This is a genomic window from Paraburkholderia strydomiana, assembly GCF_046030495.1.
In the GTDB taxonomy this organism is placed as follows: Bacteria; Pseudomonadota; Gammaproteobacteria; order Burkholderiales; family Burkholderiaceae; genus Paraburkholderia; species Paraburkholderia strydomiana_A.
Window position 1 is genome coordinate 54,284 of sequence record NZ_JAQQCJ010000033.1, and the last position, 24,490, is coordinate 78,773.

The following is a 24,490-nucleotide window of genomic DNA, read 5'->3' on the forward strand; positions in this document are numbered from 1 at the left end:
GCAAAGCACTGCGTAAAACGACGCGGCGCGCTCAGGAGCGCGCCGCTTTCGGCATCAGACGATCTTGCCGTGGCACTGCTTGTATTTCTTGCCGCTGCCGCACGGGCAGGGGTCGTTGCGGCCGACCTTCGGCACGTTGTCCGCACCGACATTCACTGCCGCTTGCGACGCCGCACCGTGGCCGTGGCTCATCGCTTCGCCGATCATCGCAGCGGTGGCCGCTTCGGCGGCGACCGGCGCTGCGGCCGCGGCTTCGGCGAACTCGGCGTGGCGAAACTCGACGTTCTCGAGATGGCTGCCCTGCTCTTCCAGTTGCTCGGCGGCCTCTTCCAACTGTTCCGGCGACTGGATCTGCACGTTCATCACCACACGGGTGACTTCGAGCTTTACCGCGTCGAGCATCGCGGCGAACAGTTCGAACGCCTCGCGCTTGTATTCCTGCTTCGGGTTCTTCTGCGCATAGCCGCGCAGATGGATGCCCTGACGCAGATGGTCGAGTGCGGCCAGATGTTCGCGCCAGCTGCGGTCCAGCGTTTGCAGCATGATGGAGCGTTCGAACGCGCTGAACGATTCGCGGCCGACCAGTTCGACCTTCGCCTCGTACGCTTCGTCCGCGGCAGCTTCGACCGCTTCGAGAATCTCGTCCGCGCTGATCGAGTTCGACTCGTTGATCATTTCCTGGATCGCGAGGTCGAGCTGCCATTCGTTGCGCAGCACTTCCTCCAGCTCGGGCACGTCCCACTGCTCTTCGATGCTGCCTGCCGGCACGAACTGGTGAACGATGTCGGCGATCACGCCATGACGCATTGCACCGATGGTCTCGGTGATGTCGTTCGCTTCAAGCAATTCATTGCGCTGCTGGTAGATCACCTTGCGCTGATCGTTCGACACATCGTCGTATTCGAGCAACTGCTTACGAACGTCGAAGTTGCGCGCTTCGACCTTGCGCTGCGCTGATTCGATCGAGCGCGACACGATGCCCGCTTCGATCGCCTCGCCTTCCGGCATCTTCAGGCGATCCATGATCGCGCGCACACGGTCGCCCGCGAAAATGCGCAACAGCGGATCTTCCAGCGACAGATAGAAGCGCGACGAACCGGGGTCACCCTGGCGACCGGCACGGCCGCGCAACTGGTTGTCGATCCGGCGCGATTCGTGACGTTCGGTGCCGATGATATGCAGACCGCCCGCGGCCTTCACCTGGTCGTGCAGCGCCTGCCACTCGTCGTGCAGCTTCTGGATGCGGCGCTGCTTCTCTTCGTCGGCCAGCGTCTCGTCCTGCTCGATGAAGGACGCCTGCTTTTCCGCGTTGCCGCCGAGCACGATGTCGGTACCACGGCCGGCCATGTTGGTGGCGATCGTGATGCGCTTCGGACGGCCCGCTTCGGCGACGATCTCGGCTTCACGCGCGTGCTGCTTGGCGTTCAGCACTTCGTGCTGCAGACCGGCCTGCTTCAGCAGATGCGAGAGCAGCTCGGAGTTTTCGATCGACGTCGTGCCGACCAACACCGGCTGACCACGCTCGTAGCACTCGCGAATGTCGCGGATCACCGCGTCGTAGCGTTCCTTGGCGGTCTTGTAGATCTGATCCTGCTTGTCGATCCGCTTGGGCGGACGGTTGGTCGGGATCACGACCGTTTCGAGGCCGTAGATCTCGTTGAATTCGTACGCTTCGGTGTCGGCCGTGCCGGTCATGCCGGCCAGCTTCGCGTACATGCGGAAGTAGTTCTGGAACGTGATCGATGCGAGCGTCTGATTCTCGCTCTGGATCTTCACGTGTTCCTTCGCTTCCACGGCCTGGTGCAAACCGTCCGACCAGCGGCGGCCCGCCATCAGACGGCCGGTGAATTCATCGACGATCACGACTTCGCCGTTCTGCACGACGTAATGCTGGTCCTTGAAAAACAGCGTGTGCGCGCGCAACGCCGCATACACGTGGTGCATCAGCGTGATGTTCTGCGGCGCGTACAGGCTTTCGCCCTCGCCGATCAGGCCCCACTCGGCGAGCAGACGCTCGGCCTTTTCGTGACCCGACTCGGTCAGGAACACCTGACGGCCCTTCTCGTCCAGCGTGTAGTCACCCGGCTTTTCGACGCCCGTGCCGTCCGCCTTCTCTTCGCCGATCTGGCGTTCGAGCAGCGGCGGCAGTGCGTTCATGCGCACGTAGAGTTCGGTGTGATCTTCGGCCTGGCCGGAGATGATCAGCGGCGTACGCGCTTCGTCGATCAGGATCGAGTCGACCTCGTCGACGACCGCGAAATTCAAGGCTCGCTGCACGCGCGCGTCGGTCTCGTAGACCATGTTGTCGCGCAGGTAGTCGAAGCCGAATTCGTTGTTCGTGCCGTACGTGATGTCCGCGGCGTAAGCTGCCTGCTTCGCTTCGTGGTCCATCTGCGACAGGTTGATGCCGACCGACAAACCGAGGAAGTTGTACAGGCGCGCCATCCATTCGGCGTCGCGCTGGGCGAGGTAGTCGTTGACCGTGACCACGTGGACGCCGCGGCCCGATAGCGCGTTCAGGTACACCGGCAGCGTAGCGACGAGCGTCTTGCCTTCGCCGGTGCGCATTTCGCCGATCTTGCCGTAATGCAGGACCATGCCGCCGATCAACTGCACGTCGAAGTGGCGCATTTTCAGCACCCGCTTGCTGGCCTCGCGGCACACGGCAAACGCTTCGGGCAGCAGCTTGTCGAGCGATTCGCCGCTCGCGACGCGCTGGCGGAATTCACCCGTTTTGGCGCGCAGTTGATCGTCCGTCAATTGCTCGATCTGCGGTTCGAGCGCATTGATCGCCGCGACGGTCTTTTGATATTGCTTGACTAACCGCTGGTTGCGGCTGCCAAAAATCTTTTGTAGAAAACCGGTGGTCATCGGATCGGTGTCTGCGTCGCGGCTTCGGCTGGGTCGCGGCGTGCTGTTCAGGCACGTGCGCTCCGGGGTCGGAAGGGCCTCGGCGGCTTAGTCCAAGAGTGAATTCGAATCGGGCATTTTAGCACGCGCCCCCGGCAGCGCCTGTGTCAGAGGCGCGACGGCGGCAAGGCATCCGAAGCCCGCCGCAGCGACCTTTGACAGTACGCATCGAGACGGGCTCGCGGGCATCCCGCACGGTACAATCGCAACGTGAACGCGCATCGGGTGCGAACACGCCGCTACCGTCAAACATGAGCCGTTTTCCGTCCTTTTCAAGGCCGCCGCCCCAGCAGTTCAAAGCGCGCCGCCCCCAGCCTGTCGCCGAGGTGCTCAATCGCACGGACGCCTTCGCGGCCCTGCGCGCGGGCGTCGAGCAGATTGCCGCGCTGGAAAAGGATCTGCGCGCGCTGCTGCCCGATTATCTGGCGACGAGCGTCGAGCCGGGCTTCATCAAGGACGGCGTGCTGGCCCTCTTTGCCGCGCACAATGCGCTCGCGGCGCGCCTGCGGCATCTGGAGCCGCGGCTGCTGGCGGATTTGCAGCAACGAGGCTGGCCGGTCAAGGCGCTGAGAATTCGCGTGCGACCGCAGCCGGTCAAGGCGCCGCCGCCGGTCAAGCAGGCGCGTATGACGCCGACCGGCGCCGACGCGCTGCATGCGCTCTCCGAGTCGCTCGCGCCGTCGCCGCTCCAGGAAGCGCTGGCGAGAATGGCGGCCCGGCATCGGAGAAATCGCTGAACGAAAAAAACGGCCCGTATGGGCCGTTTTTTTATGCGCTTGCTTCCGCGCGATCAAACCAAAGGGTTAGGCGAATGCCGTTTGCGTCTCGTACGCGAACCCGCGTGGCGCCTTCTGCGTGTCTTCGAAAGTGACGATTTCGTACGAGTCTTCGTGCGCCAGCAACTCGCGCAGCAACGCGTTGTTCAGGCCGTGACCCGACTTGTACGCGTTGTACGACGCCAGCAACGGATGGCCGACCACATACAGGTCGCCGATCGCGTCGAGCATCTTGTGCTTCACGAACTCGTCGTCGTAGCGCAGGCCGTCGTTGTTCAGAATGCGGTATTCGTCGAGCACGATCGCGTTGTCCATGCTGCCGCCGCGCGCGAGACCCAGTTCGCGCATCATTTCCACTTCATGCGCAAAGCCGAACGTGCGGGCACGCGCGATTTCACGCACGTACGACGTGTTGGCAAAATCCACTTCCAGCGCCTGACCGGTCTTGTCAACGGCCGGGTGACGGAAGTCGATCGTGAACTTCAGCTTGAAACCGAAGTACGGATCGAGGCGCGCGAACTTGTCGCCGTCGCGAATTTCGACCGGCTTGGTGACCTTGATGAATTTCTTCGCCGCGTTCTGCTCTTCGATACCCGCCGACTGGATCAGGAACACGAACGAACCGGCACTGCCGTCCATGATCGGAATTTCTTCGGCGGTGACGTCGACATAAAGATTGTCGATGCCGAGACCGGCGCAGGCGGACATCAGGTGCTCGATGGTCGACACGCGCGCGCCGTCTTTCTGCAACACGGAAGCCAGACGCGTATCGCCAATCGCCATCGCCGACGCCGGAATGTCTACCGGCGTGGGCAGATCCACGCGCGAAAACACGATGCCAGTGTCCGGCGCCGCCGGGCGGAGCGTCAGGTTGACTTTACGGCCGGAGTGCAGGCCGATGCCAACTGTCTTGACGATTGATTTGATAGTGCGCTGCTTCAACATGGTGATCTTCTATTCGATTGAAAATCCCAATCGGGACTTTTTATTCCATAGCGCGAATTATACTCCAATACCCTAAGGAGCGTCGTTGCGCGGAACGTATCAATCTGTTTCGCTGCATTACCCAATGGGCGCCCGTCAGGGAAAGCGTGACGGGCCGATGTCCGGAACGGAGGCGTTTCCGGTCATCGGCCCGCGTAACGGCCTGTCACAAAAGCGTCTTACTCACCGTTGCCCTGCGACAACGCGGCACAGCCGCGCAGGCGAGAGGCGAAGGCGCGACGCCGCGCAACTAGCTCAACGTGGCGAGAATACTCCCTGCATCGCTGACTTCGAATTTGCCGGCAGCCTCGACGTTCAACGTCTTGACCACGCCGTCGTCGACCACCATCGCGTAGCGCTGGGAACGGATTCCCATGCCGCGCGCCGACAAATCCTGCTCGAGACCGAGCGCCCGTGTGAAAGCCGCACTGCCGTCCGCCATCATGCGCACCTTGCCCGAGGCGTGCTGATCGCGTCCCCACGCGCCCATTACGAACGCGTCGTTGACGGACACGCACCAGATCTCGTCGATGCCCGCAGCGCGCAACTGCCCGGCGTGCTCGACATAACCCGGTACATGCTTGGCCGAACAGGTCGGCGTGAACGCGCCCGGCAATCCGAAGATCACCACGCGCTTGCCCGCCGTCTGCTCGCGCACGCTGAAGCTGTTCGGCCCCAACGTGCAGCCCGCCCGCTCGTCTTCGACAAACTCGAAAAGCGTTGCGTCGGGCAGCTTGTCACCTGCTTGAATCATGCTCAGTCCTTTGCATCGATGCGAAGCACGCTCGCACGTTCTCGTGTCGCAGTGAAATCCGGCTGGGCCCTACCGTACTACTGGCTCCGCCGTCCGGCGACAGTCGCCCAATCCGCTTCGCGAATCCGAAGAGGGCACTTTTCCTTGCCGCGAATCTGAACGATACGCGGCCTGTTCGCCGTTCACCCGCCACGCTCGTGCATTCGTCGGCCAGCGCTGCTGAAGACAGCGCGGCAACGAAAGCCTGCTCGCGCGCTCAGTCCGCCTGCTTGCGCAGGAATGCCGGAATGTCGTACGTGTCGACGCCTTTTTCCTGCAACGCCTGCACATGCGAAGCGGCCGTATCGCGCGAGGTGCGCCACACTGCCGGCGTGTCCAGCGCGCCGTAATCGGCCGTGCTCGCGTGCGACGCCGACGGTGCATACGCTGCGTGCTGCATCGCGCCGATCGGCTGGTTGTCGGTGCCGGTGCGCAGGAGCGTCATCGGTGCCGATTGTTGCTTCTTCGCCGCGCGGCCCAGACCCGTTGCCACGACCGTCACGCGCAGCGCGTCGCCCATCGCATCGTCGTACACCGCGCCGAAGATCACGGTTGCGTCTTCTGCAGCATAGCTCTTGATGGTGTTCATCACTTCGCGCGTTTCGGACAGACGCAGCGAACGGCTCGACGTGATGTTGACCAGCACGCCACGCGCGCCCGACAGATCCACGCCTTCCAGCAGCGGGCTGGCGACAGCCTGCTCGGCGGCGAGGCGCGCGCGATCGACGCCGGCGACCGTCGCCGTGCCCATCATCGCCTTGCCTTGCTCGCCCATCACCGTCTTCACGTCTTCGAAGTCGACGTTCACCAGACCGTCGACGTTGATGATTTCCGCGATACCGGCCACTGCGTTGTTCAGCACATCGTCTGCGCACTGGAAGCACTTGTCCATCTCGGCGTCGTCGCCCATCACCTCGAACAGCTTGTCGTTCAGAACGACGATCAGCGAATCGACGTGATCCTCCAGTTGCTGCGAACCGGCTTCAGCGACGCGCATGCGCTTGCCGCCTTCGAACTCGAACGGCTTGCTGACCACACCGACGGTCAGAATGCCCATTTCCTTCGCGATCTGCGCGACCACGGGTGCTGCGCCCGTGCCCGTGCCGCCGCCCATGCCGGCCGTGATGAAGACCATGTGTGCGCCGCGCAGTGCGTCGGCGATGCGCTCACGGGCTTCTTCGGCTGCGGCGCGGCCCATTTCCGGCTTGGCGCCTGCGCCCAGACCCGTGTTGCCGAGCTGGATCACCGCGGTGGCGCGCGAACGCGACAGTGCCTGCGCGTCCGTGTTCATCACGATGAAGTCGACGCCTTGCACGCCTTTGTTGATCATGTGCTGAACGGCATTGCCGCCAGCGCCACCTACTCCGACCACCTTGATGATGGTGCCGTTCGTTTCGGTTTCCAGCATCTGGAATTCCATGTTGCCTCCGTCAAGATAAAAAATTACAGCCACTCGGCCGTTATTCGGCAGGAGATCGGGCAACCGCCTGTCGCGCGCCGGCCGCCGGCACCAGCGCGTATTTTTTAGAACCCGTTCGAAACCCGTTCAGCTAAATCTGTGCAGCAAAACCGTTGCGTCAGAAGTTACCGAGGAACCAGTCCTTCATGCGCGTGAACACCTGTCCCATCGAGCCCGACTGCACCGCGACCTTGCGCCCGCGCATGCGTTGCGAGCGTCCTTCGACGAGCAGGCCCATCGCCGTCGAATAGCGCGGATTGCGCACGACGTCGGCGAGACCGCCCGCGTATTCCGGCACGCCGATGCGCACCGGCTTCAGGAAAATGTCTTCACCCAGTTCGACCATGCCGAGCATCATCGACGCGCCGCCGGTCAGCACCACGCCGGAGCTCAGCAGTTCCTCGTAACCCGACTCGCGCACCACCTGCTGCACGAGCGAAAACAGTTCTTCGACGCGCGGCTCGACCACCGCCGCCAGCGCCTGGCGCGACAGCGTGCGCGGACCGCGCTCGCCGAGACCCGGCACTTCGATCATCTCGTCCGGATCGGCCAAGGCCTGCTTGGCGATGCCGTAATCGACCTTGATGTCTTCGGCGTCCGGCGTCGGCGTGCGCAAGGCCATCGCGATGTCGCTCGTGATCTGGTCGCCGGCGATCGGAATCACCGCCGTATGACGGATCGCGCCTTCGCTGAAAATCGCAATATCAGTCGTGCCGCCGCCGATATCGACCAGCACCACGCCGAGTTCCTTCTCGTCTTCCGTCAGCACCGCGAGCGACGACGCGAGCGGCTGCAGAATCAGATCGTTCACTTCGAGCCCGCAACGGCGCACGCACTTGACGATGTTCTGCGCCGCGCTCACCGCGCCGGTGACGATGTGCACCTTCACTTCGAGGCGAATGCCGCTCATGCCGATCGGCTCGCGCACATCTTCCTGACCGTCGATGATGAATTCCTGCGTGAGGATATGCAGCACCTGCTGATCGGTCGGGATGTTGATCGCCTTGGCCGTTTCGATCACGCGGGCGACGTCCGTCTGCGTGACTTCCTTCTCCTTGATCGCCACCATGCCGCTCGAATTGAAGCTGCGGATATGGCTGCCGGCGATCCCGGTGAACACATTCGTGATCTTGCAGTCGGCCATCAGCTCGGCTTCTTCGAGGGCGCGCTGAATCGACTGCACGGTGGCTTCGATATTCACCACCACGCCTTTCTTGAGCCCCTTCGATTCGCTCTGGCCGAGGCCGATCACCTCGTAGTGACCTTCGCCCTTCAACTCAGCGACGATGGCCACGACCTTCGACGTCCCGATGTCGAGGGCGACCAGCAGATCTTTATAGTCTTTACTCATAGCGTGCTCATTGCGTGTGATGTCCGTTTACTTCTTGCCCTTGTCGGGTTCGCTGATAAAGCGCATGCCAGCCGCGCGAATCGCGAAACCGTTCGGATAGCGCAAGTCCGCATACTCGATATCCTTTCCCCAACGTTGCGTCACCGCGCTCCACGCCGCCGTCAGGCGCTTGCTGCGATCGAGCAGCGTGTCCTGATTGCGTTCGCGTCCAAGTTCAACCTGCGTGCCGTTCGACAGCTTCACCGTCCACGCGTAGCGCGGCGACAGCGTCACTTCGTCCGGCGTCGCGCCCAACGGCGCAAACCACTTCTGGAAGTCGTGATAACGCGCGACCACCTCTTTTGCCGTGCCGTCCGGGCCGTCGAACGCGGGCAGATCTTCTTCCAGCTCGCCCTGGTTCGCGGTGAACAGCTCGCCATCGACGCTGACCAGCTGATCGCTGCCCCACGTTCCCAGCGGTTTGTACTCCTCGAGCGTGACAGCCAGCGCGTTCGGCCAGACCCGCCGCACGCTCGCGTGACGCACCCACGGCATCTGCTCGAACGCCTGGCGCGCGACGTCGAGATCGACCGTGAAAAAGTTGCCCTTCAACCGCCCCACTACGCCGGCGCGCACCGTCGGCGAATTGATGTGCTCGGTGTCGCCGTCGATCTGGATTTCGCGCAGCGCGAAATTCGGGCGCTGGATCAGCCAGTAACCGCCCGCCGCCAGCAGCACGAGCACCAGCAACACATGCAATGCATTGGTGGCAAGATTGAGCTGGCGAACGTTGTTCCACATGGTGTTGCTTTCGGGTCGCCCCGTTTAGTCCTGCAGCGTCAGCGCCAACACGCCGACAACCAGTTCCTGATAGCTGATGCCCACCGCGCGCGCCGCTTTCGGCGGCAGCGAGTGATCGGTCATGCCAGGCGCCGTGTTCACTTCCAGAAAGTACGGATTGCCTTCGCCGTCGAGCATGAAATCGGCGCGGCCCCAGTCGGTGCAGCCGAGCACGTCGAACGCGCGGCGCGCCAGCACTTTCAGGCGCGCTTCCTCGTCCGCCGCCAGACCGCACGGAATCAGGTACTGCGTGTCGTTGGCGATGTACTTCGCGTGGTAGTCGTAGAACTCGCCGGCCGGCACGATGCGGATCACCGGCAGGTCCAGGTCGCCCGCGATGCACGCGGTGTATTCGCCGCCGCCTTCGATGCTCTTTTCGACCACGACGATCCTGTCGTACTCCACCGCTTCGATCAGCGCGGCCGGCAATGCGTCCGCGCTCTTCACCTTGATCACCGCGACGCTCGAACCTTCGCTCGCCGGCTTCACGAAGAGCGGCAAGCCGAGCTTCGCGACGATTTCTTTCGCGCGCGCGTCATAGTCGTCGCCGCGCAGCACCGCTTCGAACGGCGGCGTCGGAATGCCGAGCTGCTGCCACACGAGCTTGGTGCGGAACTTGTCCAGACCCAGCGCCGAGCCGAGCACGCCGCTGCCGGTGTACTTGATGCCGTAGAAGTCGAGCGCGCCCTGGATCTGGCCGTTCTCGCCGTAGCCGCCATGCAGCGCGTTGAACGCGCGCACGAAGCCTTCTTCCTTCAACGCGGCGAGCGGACGCTCGGCCGGATCGAACGGATGCGCGTCGATGCCCGCGTCGCGCAGACCTTGCAACACGAGACGTCCGGAGTTGAGCGATACCTCTCGCTCGGCGGAATCTCCACCGAGCAGCACTGCCACTTTGCCGAATTGTTTGGCGAGTTCGCCCGATTTATTACTGCTCATCTCACACCTTCAGTTCCTGCGCGAGACGACCCGGCACACCGCCGATCGAACCCGCGCCCATCGTAATCACCACGTCGCCGTCGCGCACCAATGCTGCGAGCGCGTCCGGCACTTCATCCACCGTATCGACGAACACCGGCTCGACCTTGCCCGCCACCCGCAGCGCGCGCGCCAACGCGCGGCCGTCCGCGGCGACGATCGGCGCTTCGCCGGCCGAATAGACTTCGGTCAGCACGAGCGCGTCGACGGTCGACAGCACCTTCACGAAATCTTCGAAGCAATCGCGCGTGCGCGTGAAGCGGTGCGGCTGGAACGCCAGCACCAGGCGCCGGCCGGGAAACGCGCCGCGCGCCGCCGCCACCGTGGCCGCCATCTCGACCGGGTGATGACCGTAGTCGTCGACCAGCGTGTACGCGCCCGCGACCTTGCCCTCCGTTGCCACCGGCACTTCGCCGTAACGCTGGAAGCGCCGGCCCACGCCGTTGAAATCCGCGAGCGCTCGCTGGATATCGGCATCTTTCACTTCAAGTTCAGTCGCGATCGCAATCGCGGCCAGCGCGTTCTGCACGTTGTGCTCGCCCGGCAGGTTCAACACGATGTCGAGCGGCGCCGCGTCTTCGCGCATCGCAGTGAAATGCATCTTGCCGTCGCGCGCCTGAACGTTCACCGCGCGAACCTGCGCGTCCGGCGCAAGGCCGTAGCGGATGATCGGCTTCGACACGAACGGCAGGATCTCCTTCACGTTCGGATCGTCGACGCACAGCACTGCGATGCCGTAGAACGGCAGACGGTGCGTGAACTCGATGAACGCCTGCTTGAGCCGCGCGAAGTCGTGGCCATAGGTGTCCATGTGATCGGCGTCGATGTTCGTGATGACCTCGATCACCGGGAACAGGTTCAGGAACGACGCGTCCGACTCGTCCGCTTCGGCGACGATGAAGTCGCCCGTGCCGAGTCGCGCATTCGCGCCCGCGCTGATGAGCCGTCCGCCGATCACGAAGGTCGGATCGAGCCCGCCCGCGGCCAGCACGCTCGCCACCAGCGAAGTGGTCGTGGTCTTGCCGTGCGTGCCGGCAATCGCGATGCCCTGCTTCAGGCGCATCAGTTCCGCGAGCATCACCGCGCGCGGCACGATCGGAATGCGGCGATGACGCGCGGCCAGCACTTCGGGGTTGTCGCTGCGCACAGCCGTGGAAACCACCACCGCGTTCGCGCCTTCGATGTTCTCGGCCGCGTGACCGATCGCAATGCGCGCGCCGAGCGCGGCGAGGCGATCCGTGATTGCGTTGCTCGACAGATCCGAGCCGCTTACCTGATAGCCCAGGTTGACCAGCACCTCCGCGATGCCGCTCATGCCGACACCGCCGATGCCGACAAAGTGAATGTGTTTGACGATATGTTTCATTGCTGTCCTTCTGGGCTCGCGCCCGAAATCGAACCCGCCACGCTCGCGCAAATCTGCGCGACCTGCTCCGTGGCGTCGGGTTTCGCGAGCGAGCGCGAACGCTCCGCCATGTCCGCGAGAGTTTCCCGCGTCTGGCTGCGCAACCAGTCGGCGAGTGTGTCCGCCGACAGGTCACGTTGCTGCACGACTAGCGCCGCGCCGTGATCGGCGAGAAACGCTGCATTGGTGGTCTGGTGATCGTCTACTGCATACGGGAACGGCACGAAGAACGCCGCCACGCCCACCGCCGAAATCTCCGACACCGTCATCGCGCCGGAGCGGCAAATCACGAGGTCGGCCTTCGCGTACGCGCTCGTCATGTCGTCGATGAACGGCACGAGTTCGACCTCGGCTCCGCTTTGCAGGCCCGCTGCCGCGTAGTTCTCGCGCAGCGCGTCGATATGCTTCGCGCCCGCCTGATGCACGATGCGCGGCCGTTCGTTCGGCGCGAGAAGCGCGACCGCGCGCGGCACCACTTCGTTCAACGCCGCCGCGCCGAGACTGCCGCCCACCACCAGCACATTCAGCGGACCCGTGCGTTGTGCGTAGCGTGCTTTGGGTGCAATCGCGCGCGCAAGTTCCTCACGAATCGGATTGCCGGTCCATTCGCCGTGCGGCAGCGCATTCGGAAACGCAACCAGCACGCGTTTGGCGAGCTTTGCGAGCACCTTGTTCGCGAGACCGGCGATCGAATTCTGTTCATGCAGCACCAGCGGACGGCCGCTCAACGCGGCCATCAATCCAGCCGGGAACGTGATGTAGCCGCCCATGCCGAGCACGACGTCCGGCTTCACGCGGCGCAGTACGGAGAGGCTCTGCGTGCACGCGCGCAGCAGATTCAGCGGCAGCATCAGCTTGGTCTTGAGACCTTTGCCGCGCAGTCCGCCGAAGCGCACGTATTCCATCGGGATGCCGTGCTTCGGCACCAGCGTCGCTTCCATGCCCGCGGGATTGCCGAGCCACACGACCTTCCAGCCCCACGCCTGCATCAGATGCGCGACCGCGAGACCCGGGAACACGTGTCCTCCGGTGCCGCCGGCCATCACCATCAGCGTGCGTTGGTGGAGAGCGGTCATACTTTGCCCCCACGCATCAACACACGGTTCTCGTAATCCACGCGCATCAACACAGCGACCGCCACGCAGTTCAGCAAAATGCCCGAGCCGCCGTAGCTGACGAGCGGCAGCGTGAGACCTTTAGTGGGCAGCAAGCCGAGATTCACGCCCATGTTGATGAAGGTCTGCGCGCCGAACCAGATGCCGACGCCCTTCGCAACCAGGCCCGCGAACGTGCGGTCGAGTGCGAGCGCCTGACGGCCGATCTCGAAGGAGCGGCGCACGATCCAGTAGAACATCAGGATCACGACCAGCACGCCGACGAAACCCAACTCCTCGCCGATCACCGCGAGGATGAAGTCGGTATGCGCTTCCGGCAGGTAGTTGAGCTTCTCGACGCTGCCGCCGAGGCCCACGCCGAACCACTCGCCGCGCCCGAACGCGATGAGCGAGTGCGTCAATTGATAAGCCTTGCCCTGCGCGTAACGGTCATCCCACGGATCGAGGTACGCGAAAATCCGCTCGCGACGCCACGGCGACGCCCACACCAGCAAGCTGAACGTGCCTACGGCCGTGGCGACCAGGCCGCCGAACAGCTTGCCGTTCACACCGCCGAGAAACAGCACGCCCATCGCAATCGCCGCGATCACCATGAACGCGCCCATGTCCGGTTCGAGCAGCAGCAACGCCCCGACGAGACCAACCGCCACCGCCATCGGCAGAAAGCCCTTGGCGAAGCTGTGCATGTATTCCTGCTTACGCACCGTGTAGTTCGCCGCGTAGATCGTCACCGCGAGCTTCATGATCTCCGACGGCTGCATGTTCGTGATGCCGAGCGGAATCCAGCGGCGCGCACCGTTCACGCCCTTGCCGACGTGCGGGATCAGCACGATCACCAACGCGACGAGCGAGATCAGGAAGAGCTTGGGCGCGTACTTGTCCCACGTCGAGATCGGGATGCGGAACGACACGACGCCGATTACCGCGCCCATCGTCACGAAAATGATCTGGCGCACGAGGAATGCATAGTCGCGATACGACGCGTACTTCGGCGAATCGGGCATCGCGATCGACGCCGAATACACCATCACGACGCCGAGTCCGAGCAGCGCGACCACGACCCACAGCAGCGAGTGATCGTAGTCGAGCATCCGCGAACGCAGCGGACGCACGCCGTTGACGGCGCTCGCCAGGCCGCTGCCGCCCGTGCGGCCCGCCATGCGCGCCGCTCCACCCGAGCCGCCCGCATCGCCGGCAGCCGCCTGGCGAGAACCGAAACGTTCCGACCAGCTCATATCATCGTCCCCCGTTCGGCCGCGATGTCTTCCACCGTGCTGCGAAACACGGCGGCACGGTGTGCATAACCCTTGAACATGTCGAAGCTCGCGCAAGCCGGCGACAGCAGCACGACGTCGCCCGGTTGGGCCAGCGCGGCGGCGGCACGCGTCGCTTCTTCGAGCGTCGCGTGATCGGTCATGGCGATGCCGCAGTGTTCGAGCGCCGCGCGAATCAGCGGCGCGTCACGGCCGATCAGCATCACCGCGCGGCACCAGCGCATCACCGGCGCGGCGAGCGGTTCGAACGCCTGGCCCTTGCCGTCGCCGCCGGCGATCAGCACCGCGCGCTGCGCGAGGCCGTCGAGCGCGGCCACCGTCGCGCCGACATTGGTGCCCTTGCTGTCGTCCACGTAGTCGATGCCGTCGATCGACGCGATCAACTCCACGCGATGCGGCTCGCCGTGGTACTCACGCAGACCGTGCAGCAACGGCGCGCCCGGCAAGCCGATCGCACGCGCCAGCGCATAAGCGGCCAGCGCGTTAGCGGCGTTGTGCAGGCCGCGAATGCGCAACGCGTCGGCGGGCATCAGACGCTTGAGCGCGATGGCCGGCGGCGTCGCCACTTCGTTCTTGCGACGGCGCTTCGGCGTGGGCTCATCACTCGGGTCGCGATCGTGCGCTTCGACGAGCCAGATCATGCCGTTGTCGCGCAGCAAACCGTAGTCGCCGTCATTCTTCGGCTCAGTGACGCCGAAGGTGATCGTGTCCGCTTCGCTGTCGCCCGAAGGTGCGAGCGACATCACGCGCGAGTCGTCGCGGTTCAGCACGCGCACGGTCTGTGTACCGAAGATGCGGCCCTTCGCCGCCGCATACGCGTCGAGCCCGCCGTGCCAGTCGAGGTGGTCTTGCGTGATGTTCAGCACGACTGCCGCATCCGGCGAAAACGTGTGCGCGGTTTCCAGCTGGAAGCTCGACAGTTCGAGCACCCACACGTCGGGCAGCGCGGTGTGATCGATCGCTTCGCTGAGCTTGTCGAGCAAGGCCGGGCTGATGTTGCCGGCCACCGCGACCTTCTTGCCGGCGCGCTCGCACAGCAGGCCGGTCAGGCTCGTGGTCGTGGTCTTGCCGTTGGTGCCGGTGATCGCGATCACCTTCGGTGCGTAGCCGCTTTCGCCGAGCGTCTTCAGCGCCTGCGAGAAGAACTCGAGTTCGCCCCACACGGGAATGCCCTGCTCACGCGCCGCCGTGATCAGCGGCAACAGATCGGCGGCGAGCGGCGACAGGCCCGGGCTGATAGCAACGAGTTCGACACCTTCGAGCAGCACCGTCGAGAACGGGCCGCCGACGAAGTCAGCGTCGACGCCGTGCGCTTCCAGCGCGGACAGGTTCGGCGGCACCTCGCGCGTATCGGCCACACGCAGCCGACAGCCGTGCCGCGCGCACCAGCGCGCCATCGCGAGACCGGATTCACCCAGTCCCAGCACGAGCACCATCGGCTTTTGCCGATCCCGAAACTTCTCGCCGAACATCGCTTGCTTTCCCTTAACTTCGACTAATGCTTAACGCAGTTTGAGCGTGGACAAACCGAACAGACACAACATCAACGTGATGATCCAGAAGCGCACGACCACCTGCGTTTCCTTCCATCCCGACAGTTCGAAATGGTGATGCAGCGGCGCCATCTTGAAGAGACGCCGTCCTTCGCCGAAACGGCGCTTGGTGAATTTGAACCACGTGACCTGCAACATCACGGAGAGCGTTTCCGCGACGAAAATGCCGCCCATGATGAACAGCACGATTTCCTGACGCACGATCACCGCGACCGTGCCGAGCGCGCCGCCGAGTGCGAGCGCGCCGACGTCGCCCATGAACATCTGCGCCGGGTGCGTGTTGAACCAGAGGAACGCGAGCCCCGCGCCGCCCATCGCCGAACAGAAGATCAGCAATTCACCGGCACCGGCGATATGCGGAAACAGCAGATACTTCGAATAGACCGAGCTGCCCATCACGTACGCGAACACGCCGAGCGATGCGCCGACGAGCACGACCGGCATGATCACGAGACCGTCCAGACCGTCGGTGAGATTGACCGCGTTGCTCGCGCCGACGATCACCAGATACGTCAGTACGATGAAGCCCCACACGCCGAGCGGATAGCTGATCGACTTGACGAACGGCAGCAACAGGTCGGCGCGCGCGGGCAAGCCCATCGACAAGCCGCTGCGCACCCACGCCATGAACAGATCGAACACGCGCACATTGCTCGCTTCCGAGACGCTGAACGCGAGATACACCGCCGCGAACAGACCGATCACCGACTGCCAGAAATACTTCTCGCGCGAGGACATGCCGCGCGGGTCCTTGTAGACCACCTTGCGATAGTCGTCGACCCAGCCGATCACACCGAAGCCGAACGTGACGAGCATCACGATCCAGATGAAGCGGTTGGTCAGATCGGCCCACAACAGCGTGGCCACGGCGATGCCGAGCAGAATCAGCACGCCGCCCATGGTCGGCGTGCCGGATTTGACGAGGTGAGTCTGCGGGCCGTCTTTGCGGACGGCCTGGCCGACCTTCATCGCGGTCAGCTTGCGGATCACCGCCGGGCCGCAGACGAGCCCGATCAGCAGCGCGGTGATGGTCGCCATCACCGCACGGAAAGTCAGATAACTGAACACGCGCAAGAAGCTTGCGTCATTCTGCAGCCATTGCGCCAGCGCCAGTAGCATGCTTCGGTCCTTCTATTTCAATGTGCGGCGGGCGTCGAGCCCGCAGCGTTGGGTTGTGGACTCGTTACGGCGTCCACCACGCGCTCCATTTGCATGAAGCGCGAGCCTTTCACGAGAAACGTTGCGGCAGCGCCGAAACCGGCCTGCTGCAATTGCGCGATCAACGCGCCGACGTCGGCCACGTGATGCGCGCCCGCGCCGTATGCGGTGCAGGCGTCGCGCGAAGCGTCGCCCATCGCGTACAGCGCGTCGATGCCGCGCTCTTTGGCGTACGCACCGATTTCGCGGTGGAACGCCGGACCGTTGTCGCCGACTTCGCCCATGTCGCCCATCACCAGCACGCGCGGTGCGGCGCGCGAGGCCAGCACGTCGATCGCGGCGCGCATCGAGTCGGGATTGGCGTTGTAGGTGTCGTCGATCACGGTGGCGCCGGCGAGCGTGCCGAGCACGGCCTGCTTCACCTGCAAGCGCCCTTTCACGGCGCCGAACGATTCGAGGCCGCGCTTGATCGCGTCGAGCGACACGCCCGCTGCCAGCGCGGCGGACGTTGCGGCCAACGCGTTGTGCGCGTTGTGGTCCCCGAGCACTTGCAGCGTGACGTCGAGATGACCTTCGGGCGTGTCGATGCTCAGTTGCTTGCCGTCGAACGTGCCCGTGACCGCCGCTTCGGTCGCGCGGCCATCGTTGTTCAACGCGAAGTCGATGATGCGGTTGCCGGTTGCGGCCACCCGCCAGATGCTCGCGTAGGCGTCGTCCGCCGGGAAAACCGCGACGCCTTCGGGCTTGAGTGCGTGAATCACGCTCGCGTGTTCGAGCGCGACCGCCTCGACGGTCGCCATGAACTCCTGATGCTCGCGCTGCGCGTTGTTCACCACGGCCACCGTCGGCTCGGCGATTTTTGCGAGCAGCGAGGTTTCGCCCGGGTGGTTCATGCCGAGTTCGACCACCGCCAGTTGATGCGCGGCGTGCAGACGGAACAGCGTGAGCGGCAAACCGATGTCGTTGTTGAAGTTGCCCGCGGTTGCGAGACGCGCGTGATCGCCGACGGCGGCGGCGAAGATCGACGCGATCATTTCCTTGACCGTGGTCTTGCCGTTGCTGCCCGTCACCGCGACGAGCGGCATGCCGAACTGGCGACGCCAGCCGCGGGCGAGCGCGCCCAGTGCGACGCGCGTGTCGGCCACGCGAATCGCGGGCACGTTCCAGCCGTCCGGCGTGCGCGTGACGAGCGCGGCCGTGACGTGGCGCGCCGCGACTTCCGGCAGGAAGTCGTGCGCGTCGAAACGCTCGCCCTTGATCGCGACGAACAGATCGCCGGGGCCGGCGCTGCGGCTGTCGGTCGACACGCGCTCGAAGGCGACGCCGTCGTCGCCGAGCACGGTTGCGCCGGGAATCAGCGCGGCGGCGTCACGCAGCGTGAACATGCTCATTCGCCACCTCCGCGTGCGTGCGTCGCCCGCGCGGCGAGCGCGAGGCGGGCGTGGTCCTGATCGGAGAAAGCGCGTTTCTTGCCCATGATTTCCTGTGTTGCCTCATGCCCCTTGCCGGCCAGCACGATGACGTCTTCGCGCGCGGCGCCGCGGATCGCTTGCAGGATCGCGCTCGCGCGGTCCTCGACGCGGCGCGCCTTCGACGCGTCCTTCATGCCCGCGGCGATCTGTTCGATGATCGACTGCGGGTCTTCGCTGCGCGGGTTGTCGCTGGTCACGACGACGGCGTCCGCGAATCGCTCGGCGATCGCGCCCATCAGCGGACGCTTGGTCGCGTCGCGGTCGCCGCCGCAGCCGAACATGCAGATCAGTTCGCCGCCGCGCGCGGCGGCCATCGGGCGCAGCGCGTCCAGCGTTTTTTCGAGCGCGTCCGGCGTGTGTGCGTAATCGATTACAACGAGCGGTTCGTCGTTTTGCAGGCGACCACCGAGGCGTTGCATGCGGCCGTTCACCGATTCGAGCTTCGCGAGCTCGGCGAGCGCGGCGTCGAACGGCACGTCGGCGGCGAGCAGCGCGCCGAGCACGCCGAGCAGATTGCTGACGTTGAACGCGCCGAGCGTTTGCACTTCGACTTCGGCGTTGCCCCAGTCCGACGTGGTCAGCTGGAATGCGGTACCAGTGGCGGTTGCGCGTACGTTCGAGGCGAGCAGCAACGCGTCGGCTTGCGGCGCGTCCTGCAATGCGGCGTCGAGTCCGTAGGCAAGGGTGCGCGCTTGGCCCCGCGTGCTGGCGAGCAGGCGGCGGCCGGCGGCATCGTCGCGATTGATCACGGCCGCGCGCAGGTCCGGCCACGCGAACAGACGCGCCTTCGCGGCCTCATAGGCGTCGAACGTGCCGTGATAGTCGAGGTGGTCTTGCGTGAGATTCGTGAACACGGCGATGTCGAACGCGGTGCCGTTCACGCGCTCCTGATGCAGCGCGTGCGACGACACTTCCATCGCCACCGCCTGCGCGCCCGCCTCGCGCAATTGCGCGAGGCTGCGCTGCAGTTGCGGCGCGTCGGGCGTCGTGAACCCGGTGTGCACGAGCTGACCCGGCAAACCGGTGCCGAGTGTGCCGATGATCGCGCAACGCTGGCCGAGCGCGGTCAGCGCCGCCGAGATCCACTGGCTGCACGAGGTCTTGCCGTTCGTCCCGGTGATGCCGACCGTCAGCATGCTGTCGCTCGGATCGTTGTACCAGCCGCTCGCAATCGAACCGGCGAGTTCGTTCAACGCCGGCACGGCGAGCGTGATGGACGGATCGATCGTGCCGCCAAAGCCTTCGGGCTGAACCAGCACCGCAGCTGCGCCACGCTCGATCGCGCCGTCGATGAATGGGCGGTTGTCCGCGCCCTCCACCGCATAGGCGAAAAACACGTCGCCAGCCGCGAGCGAGCGCGTGTCGGCATGCAGATGCGCGTCTGGCTGCACGTGAGCGTGCAGCCAGGTCAGGGCGTCGGCGATCTGCCGGTGCGCTGGATGCTTTTTACGCAGCGCGCTCATCGCTCGACTCCGGGGTGGCTCTTCGCGCTGGCGGAAATCGTCATCTTCTTCGCGCCGGCGCTGGTGGAAATCTTCTTGGCGCCCGGCGGCGTAGCCGGCGCGCCGGGGGCGGGCGGCGCCGAATCGTCGGACACGACCATCTGCTTGACCGGCATGTCCGGCGGCACGTTCAGCGAGCGCAGTGTATCGCCGACGATGCCCGAGAACACCGGGCCCGACACCTGGCCGCCGAAGTGGCTGCCCGCCGTCGGTTCGTCGACCGACACGGCCACGACGATGCGCGGATTCGGCATCGGCGCCATGCCGACGAACGATGCGCGGTATTTGGAGTGGTCGTAGCCGTGCGCACCGTGCTTGTACGCGGTACCGCTCTTGCCGCCGACGCGATAACCCGGCACCGCCGCATCGGGCGACGTGCCGCCGGGCGCCGTCACGGTTTCGAGCATCGCGCGCACTTCACGCGCGGTGGTCGGCGCGAAGATCTGCGGGCCGGTGGCCGGCTGGTCTCCAGGCGTGCGGAAAATCGACACCGGCATGATCTCGCCGTCATGCGCGATCGCGGTGTACGCGCGGCCCAGCTGGAACAGCGACACCGACAGGCCGTAGCCGTACGACATGGTCGCCTGCTCGATGCGGCGCCAGCTTCTCCACGGACGCAGACGGCCCGCCGCCGCGCCGGGGAAACCGACCTTCGGCGCCTGACCGAGACCGATGCTGGTGTACATGTTCCACATCTCTTCGGGCTTGAGCTGCATCGCGATCTTCGTCGCGCCGATGTTGCTCGACTTCTGGATCACGCCGCCCACCGTCAGCACGCCGAAGCCGCTGTCGTCGGTAATCGGTGCGCCATCGAGCACAAAGCGGCCCCCTCCCGTATCTACCAGTGTAGTCGGCGTCACGCGGTGCAGATCGAGCGCGAGCGACACCGTGAACGGCTTCATGATCGAGCCCGGCTCGAACGTGTCGGTCAGGATGCGGTTGCGCAACTGGTCGCCGGTCAGGTGCGAGCGATCGTTCGGGTTGTAGGTCGGATAATTGACGAGCGCGAGCACTTCGCCGGTGCGCACGTCGATCACCATCGCTGCGCCGGCCTTCGCCTTGAACTTTTCGACGGCCGCTTTCAGGTTCGTGTACGCGATGTACTGGATCTTGCTGTCGATCGACAGATCGACGTCCTGGCCGTTGTGCGGCACGACCTGCTCGTCCACATCCTCGATGATGTGGCCCATGCGGTCCTTGATCACGCGCCGGCTGCCCGACATGCCGGCGAGCAGCTTCTGGTCGCCGAGTTCGACGCCTTCCTGGCCCTCGTCCTCGACGTTCGTGAAGCCGATCAGGTGAGCCGTGATCTCGCCTTCCGGATAGAAACGCTTGTATTCGTCGCGCGCATAAATGCCGGGGATGTCCAGCGCCGTCACTTTCGCGGCGACGTCGACCGGCACCTGGCGCTTCACGTAGACGAAGTTCTTGTCCTCCGACAGCTTGCGGCGCAGTTCCTTGTTCGTCATGCCGAGCAATTGCCCGAGCGAATTCAGCTTGTCCGCGCCGAGGTCGTCCGGCACCGATTCGGGAATCGCCCAGATCGCACGCACCGGCAGGCTCGTGGCGAGCACGAGCCCGTTGCGGTCGAGAATCTTGCCGCGCGTGGCCGGCAATTCGAGGCGGCGCTGATAGCGGATTTCACCCTGCTTCAGGTAGAACGCATTGCCGGGCCCCTGAATCCAGAAGGCGCGCGCGGCCAGCGCGACGAACGCCATGAACAGCAGGAACACGACGAGTTTCGAGCGCCACATCGGCAAGCGCACGGACAGGATCGGATTGGCCGAAAAGGCGACGCTCTTGCGAGCTGACGATTTTTTCATCGCACGCCTCCGCGACGGGTCGCCGCCGGCGCGGACGCCGGACCGGAGGTCGGAATCGGCGCGTCTTCGGCGCGCGCGGCGCCCGGATCGAGCGTCAGATATTGCGTGCGGCCGGTCGTGACCGACTGCATCTTCAGCGAAGCGGTGGCGAGCTGCTCGATGCGCGAGGTCTTGGAGAGCGCGCTCTGCTGATATTGAAGCTGCGAATAGTCCTGCTGCAGCTGGCGCTCCTGCGATTGAGCGCGCTGCAACTGGATGAAGATCTGGCGCTGCTGATTGGTCGCATTGACGACCGACAAGGCGCAACCCATCACGATGATCAGCAGGAAGATGTTGAGACGATTCATGGCGCGATCCGCTCCGCCACACGCATCACGGCAGAACGGGCACGCGGATTCGCGGCGACTTCAGCGTCGCTCGCAAACACGCGGCCGATGATTTTGAGCGGGGGACTCGGCAGATCGACGGCGCGGATCGGCAGACGGCGATCGACCGCAGGCGCACTGGCGTGCGCCTGCATGAATCGCTTGACGATCCGGTCCTCGAGCGAATGAAAGCTGATGACCACCAGCCGCCCCCCTTGCTCCAACAGCGACAACGCTGCTTCTAAAACGACTTGCAGCTCCGCAAGCTCTTGATTGATGTGAATCCGTATAGCTTGAAAGGTGCGGGTTGCCGGATCCTTGCCCTTCTCACGGGTTTTGACGACGTTAGCCACGATTTGGGCAAGCTCGCCCGTGCTGACGAGAGGCCCAAGACGGTCGGACTCTGCCCGGCGAGCAACAAGCGCCTTTGCAATCTGAAAAGCAAACCGTTCTTCCCCATAATCTCGTATCACCTCCGTCAGTTCCTGCACTGTGGCCCGCGCCAGCCAGTCAGCCGCGGACTCGCCGCGCGTCGGGTCCATCCGCATGTCGAGCGGGCCGTCGGCGCGGAAGCTGAAGCCCCGCTCCGGATCGTCGATTTGCGGCGACGATATGCCCAGATCCAGTAAAACCCCCGACACCCGTCCTACCCCGCGCTCCGCAATCGCGGTGCGCAGTGAAGCAAAACTCTCGTGCACGATGCCAAAGCGCGGATCCGCGATTCTCTGCGCCGTGGCGATGGCGAGCGGGTCCTTGTCGAACGCGATCAGACGCCCCGACTCGCTCAACCGCTCCAGCACGAGGCGGCTATGACCGCCGCGCCCAAACGTACCGTCCACATACACGCCGTCCGCGCGTGTGACCAGCGCATCGACCGCTTCATCCAGCAGCACCGTGCGATGCTGCAATTCGTTTCCCATCGCAGGTGCCATATATGTAAGCCGCGATCAGAACGTGAAATTCTTCAACGCTTCGGGCATGCCCTCGGCGATCGCCGCCTGTTCCTTCGCGGCGTAGGTTTGTGCGTCCCATAACTCGAAGTGACGCCCCATGCCGAGCAAGGTCACTTCTTTCTCCAGCCCACCGGCCGTGCGCAGTTCCGGCGATACGAGCACGCGGCCTGCGCCGTCCATATCCACATCCATTGCGTTGCCGAGAAAAATGCGCTTCCACCAGGCCGCGTTCATCGGCAGCTTGTCGACCTTGTCGCGGAAGATTTCCCATTCAGGGCGAGGAAAGAGCAACAGGCAGCCGTCCGGGTGCTTGGTGATCGTCACCCGGCCCTCTGCCTGTGTTTGCAGCGCATCCCGATAGCGAGAGGGAATCGACATCCGCCCTTTCGCATCGAGCGTCAGCGCCGACGCCCCTTGGAACACTTCGTTCTCCCCTGTCGACCGGAGTTGGCGCTTTAGCGCCTACTCCGCTCCCATACAACTGGTTGCTCGCGGCACTTTTGTGCCCGCTGTCCGATTCGTGAAAATCTACCCCAAACCGCCCGTGAGATCACACAAAAATACACTTTCTCACACTGTCTCCCACTTTAGAGTAACGATAAACAGGGGTCAAGGGAGCTAGCCGGTTTTCGAGCGAATTTTGTTTGTTAGAACAAGGACTTAGCGCGACTACTTCACATCAGACATAAAACGGAAAACCGTTATAAATGAATGAGCTAGTGCAACTTGTGAAGGTGATACGTGAAAAGTCTGAGGGAACAGTACGGAATGAAAGAGATCGCGGCGGGGAATTAAGAGATAGCAGAGGGCGATTCGGGGACCTGCGGGGGACGGCGCGCGAGGCGCCGTCCCACTTTCGGAAGCGAGTGCGCGGTGGCCGCGCCTTTATATGTAATAGGCAGTGCGAGTCATGACTTTCGAAGCCGCACGCATCAGCGCGCGCGCGGGGAACGGCAACTCAACGCCGCCGGCATCCATGGCCGCCTTGCCGTGCGCCATTTCGTCCGCGCGCATCTGCGCGACGATTGCGCGCGACTCGTGGTCCGCAGCGGGCAGGTGATCCAGATGGCTGTCGAGATGCTGCTCCACCTGGCGCTCGGTTTCAGCCATGAAGCCGAGACTCACGCGGTCGCCGAGACGCCCCGCCGCGAGGCCGATCGCCAGCGCCCCGGTATACCAGAGCGGATTCAGCAGGCTGGGACGCGAGTCGAGCGCTTCGAGACGTTTGGCGGTCCACGCGAGGTGATCCTCTTCCTCGACGGCGGCGTGATCGAACACGGCACGCAACGACGGCGACCGGGTCGCGAGTTTCTGGGCCTGATACAGCGCCTGCGCGCATACCTCGCCGACATGATTCACGCGCATCAATCCGGCCGCGTGCGCACGCTCCGCCGGTGACAGTTCGGGCACCTGCGCCGTCACCGCCGATTCTTGCGGAACCGGTAACGGACGACTCATCCGCGATACGCCCGTCATTGAGCGTAAACCCCGATCAAACTCGCTAATCAACTCGTCCAGAAACATTAAGCACTCCCTGATTCAACAACCGCTTTCTCGAACCGGCGGGTCCGCGCGACAAGGCTTTAAGGCGCAAAACCGATTTCGCGGCGAGCGCGAATCCACATGAATCAACCGGCCAATTTTCGATTTTAGACCATGTTGCGTAAACGAAACAGGAGCGTTCCTGGCGATCTCCTTTTTCTTTGTGCCATGTATGCCTTTTGTTACATTACGTGCAACTTCTCGCGAAGTTAGACAGCAAGGCCTCAACGCTAGATAAATATTCGCCTTGTACAAAAG

General features: G+C 64.1%; 20 protein-coding genes. 1 reads left to right on the plus strand and 19 read right to left on the minus strand.

Annotated features, from left to right (window positions below):
• Positions 1–54 precede the first annotated feature (54 nt).
• On the minus strand, positions 55–2,871 hold the full coding sequence (gene secA, locus PQQ53_RS31140; protein WP_408150288.1) for a preprotein translocase subunit SecA: 2,817 nt from the start codon (positions 2,869–2,871) through the stop codon (positions 55–57).
• 290 nt (positions 2,872–3,161) lie between these two features.
• Here secA and PQQ53_RS31145 point away from each other — a divergent pair, with 290 nt between their 5' ends.
• Positions 3,162–3,647 (plus strand): DciA family protein, encoded by a 486-nt coding sequence (locus tag PQQ53_RS31145; protein WP_408150327.1) that lies wholly within the window; start codon positions 3,162–3,164, stop codon positions 3,645–3,647.
• Positions 3,648–3,713: 66 nt separating this feature from the next.
• On the opposite strand, the gene lpxC is transcribed toward PQQ53_RS31145, so the two are convergent.
• The 18 genes from lpxC to coq7 all read right to left on the minus strand — a co-directional run bounded on the left by lpxC (position 3,714) and on the right by coq7 (position 24,214).
• On the minus strand, positions 3,714–4,631 hold the full coding sequence (gene lpxC / locus PQQ53_RS31150) for a UDP-3-O-acyl-N-acetylglucosamine deacetylase (RefSeq protein WP_408156791.1): 918 nt from the start codon (positions 4,629–4,631) through the stop codon (positions 3,714–3,716).
• 289 nt (positions 4,632–4,920) lie between these two features.
• Positions 4,921–5,424: a peroxiredoxin gene (locus tag PQQ53_RS31155; RefSeq protein ID WP_408150292.1), complete on the minus strand. Its 504-nt coding sequence runs from the start codon at positions 5,422–5,424 to the stop codon at positions 4,921–4,923.
• A gap of 256 nt (positions 5,425–5,680) precedes the next feature.
• Positions 5,681–6,883 carry a cell division protein FtsZ gene (ftsZ, locus tag PQQ53_RS31160; protein WP_408150294.1) on the minus strand — a complete coding sequence of 401 codons (1,203 nt, stop codon included), beginning with the start codon at positions 6,881–6,883 and terminating at the stop codon, positions 5,681–5,683.
• A gap of 157 nt (positions 6,884–7,040) precedes the next feature.
• A complete protein-coding gene (gene ftsA, locus PQQ53_RS31165; protein WP_007180311.1) occupies positions 7,041–8,273 on the minus strand; it encodes a cell division protein FtsA in 1,233 nt (410 codons plus the stop codon).
• Between the two features lie 27 nt (positions 8,274–8,300).
• Positions 8,301–9,053, minus strand: a complete 753-nt coding sequence (locus PQQ53_RS31170) for a cell division protein FtsQ/DivIB (protein WP_168665836.1) — start codon at positions 9,051–9,053, stop codon at positions 8,301–8,303.
• 24 nt (positions 9,054–9,077) lie between these two features.
• Positions 9,078–10,031, minus strand: a complete 954-nt coding sequence (locus tag PQQ53_RS31175) for a D-alanine--D-alanine ligase (RefSeq protein WP_408328413.1) — start codon at positions 10,029–10,031, stop codon at positions 9,078–9,080.
• Between the two features lies 1 nt (position 10,032).
• The gene (gene murC / locus PQQ53_RS31180) at positions 10,033–11,436 is read right to left on the minus strand and encodes a UDP-N-acetylmuramate--L-alanine ligase (protein WP_408156787.1); all 1,404 of its coding nucleotides are present in this window, start codon (positions 11,434–11,436) and stop codon (positions 10,033–10,035) included.
• On the minus strand, positions 11,433–12,551 hold the full coding sequence (gene murG, locus PQQ53_RS31185; protein WP_408328416.1) for an undecaprenyldiphospho-muramoylpentapeptide beta-N-acetylglucosaminyltransferase: 1,119 nt from the start codon (positions 12,549–12,551) through the stop codon (positions 11,433–11,435). Before murG ends, murC begins: the two co-directional genes overlap by 4 nt.
• Positions 12,548–13,825, minus strand: a complete 1,278-nt coding sequence (gene ftsW, locus PQQ53_RS31190) for a putative lipid II flippase FtsW (protein ID WP_408150303.1) — start codon at positions 13,823–13,825, stop codon at positions 12,548–12,550. The genes murG and ftsW overlap by 4 nt, the downstream gene beginning before the upstream one ends.
• Entirely contained in the window at positions 13,822–15,336 is a 1,515-nt protein-coding gene (murD, locus tag PQQ53_RS31195; RefSeq protein WP_408150305.1) for a UDP-N-acetylmuramoyl-L-alanine--D-glutamate ligase, read from the minus strand. The genes ftsW and murD overlap by 4 nt, the downstream gene beginning before the upstream one ends.
• Positions 15,337–15,366: 30 nt before the next feature.
• Entirely contained in the window at positions 15,367–16,536 is a 1,170-nt protein-coding gene (mraY, locus tag PQQ53_RS31200; RefSeq protein WP_063497428.1) for a phospho-N-acetylmuramoyl-pentapeptide-transferase, read from the minus strand.
• 17 nt (positions 16,537–16,553) lie between these two features.
• On the minus strand, positions 16,554–17,966 hold the full coding sequence (locus PQQ53_RS31205; protein WP_408150308.1) for a UDP-N-acetylmuramoyl-tripeptide--D-alanyl-D-alanine ligase: 1,413 nt from the start codon (positions 17,964–17,966) through the stop codon (positions 16,554–16,556).
• Complete coding sequence (locus PQQ53_RS31210; protein ID WP_408156781.1) at positions 17,963–19,510, minus strand: UDP-N-acetylmuramoyl-L-alanyl-D-glutamate--2,6-diaminopimelate ligase; 1,548 nt, start codon at positions 19,508–19,510, stop codon at positions 17,963–17,965. Before PQQ53_RS31210 ends, PQQ53_RS31205 begins: the two co-directional genes overlap by 4 nt.
• Entirely contained in the window at positions 19,507–21,372 is a 1,866-nt protein-coding gene (locus tag PQQ53_RS31215; protein WP_408150311.1) for a peptidoglycan D,D-transpeptidase FtsI family protein, read from the minus strand. Before PQQ53_RS31215 ends, PQQ53_RS31210 begins: the two co-directional genes overlap by 4 nt.
• Complete coding sequence (gene ftsL / locus PQQ53_RS31220) at positions 21,369–21,719, minus strand: cell division protein FtsL (RefSeq protein ID WP_408150313.1); 351 nt, start codon at positions 21,717–21,719, stop codon at positions 21,369–21,371. The genes PQQ53_RS31215 and ftsL overlap by 4 nt, the downstream gene beginning before the upstream one ends.
• Complete coding sequence (gene rsmH / locus PQQ53_RS31225) at positions 21,716–22,669, minus strand: 16S rRNA (cytosine(1402)-N(4))-methyltransferase RsmH (protein WP_408150315.1); 954 nt, start codon at positions 22,667–22,669, stop codon at positions 21,716–21,718. The genes ftsL and rsmH overlap by 4 nt, the downstream gene beginning before the upstream one ends.
• Positions 22,670–22,684: 15 nt before the next feature.
• A complete protein-coding gene (gene mraZ, locus PQQ53_RS31230) occupies positions 22,685–23,113 on the minus strand; it encodes a division/cell wall cluster transcriptional repressor MraZ (RefSeq protein ID WP_120289375.1) in 429 nt (142 codons plus the stop codon).
• Between the two features lie 462 nt (positions 23,114–23,575).
• Positions 23,576–24,214, minus strand: a complete 639-nt coding sequence (gene coq7 / locus PQQ53_RS31235; RefSeq protein ID WP_408150317.1) for a 2-polyprenyl-3-methyl-6-methoxy-1,4-benzoquinone monooxygenase — start codon at positions 24,212–24,214, stop codon at positions 23,576–23,578.
• Positions 24,215–24,490 lie beyond the last annotated feature (276 nt).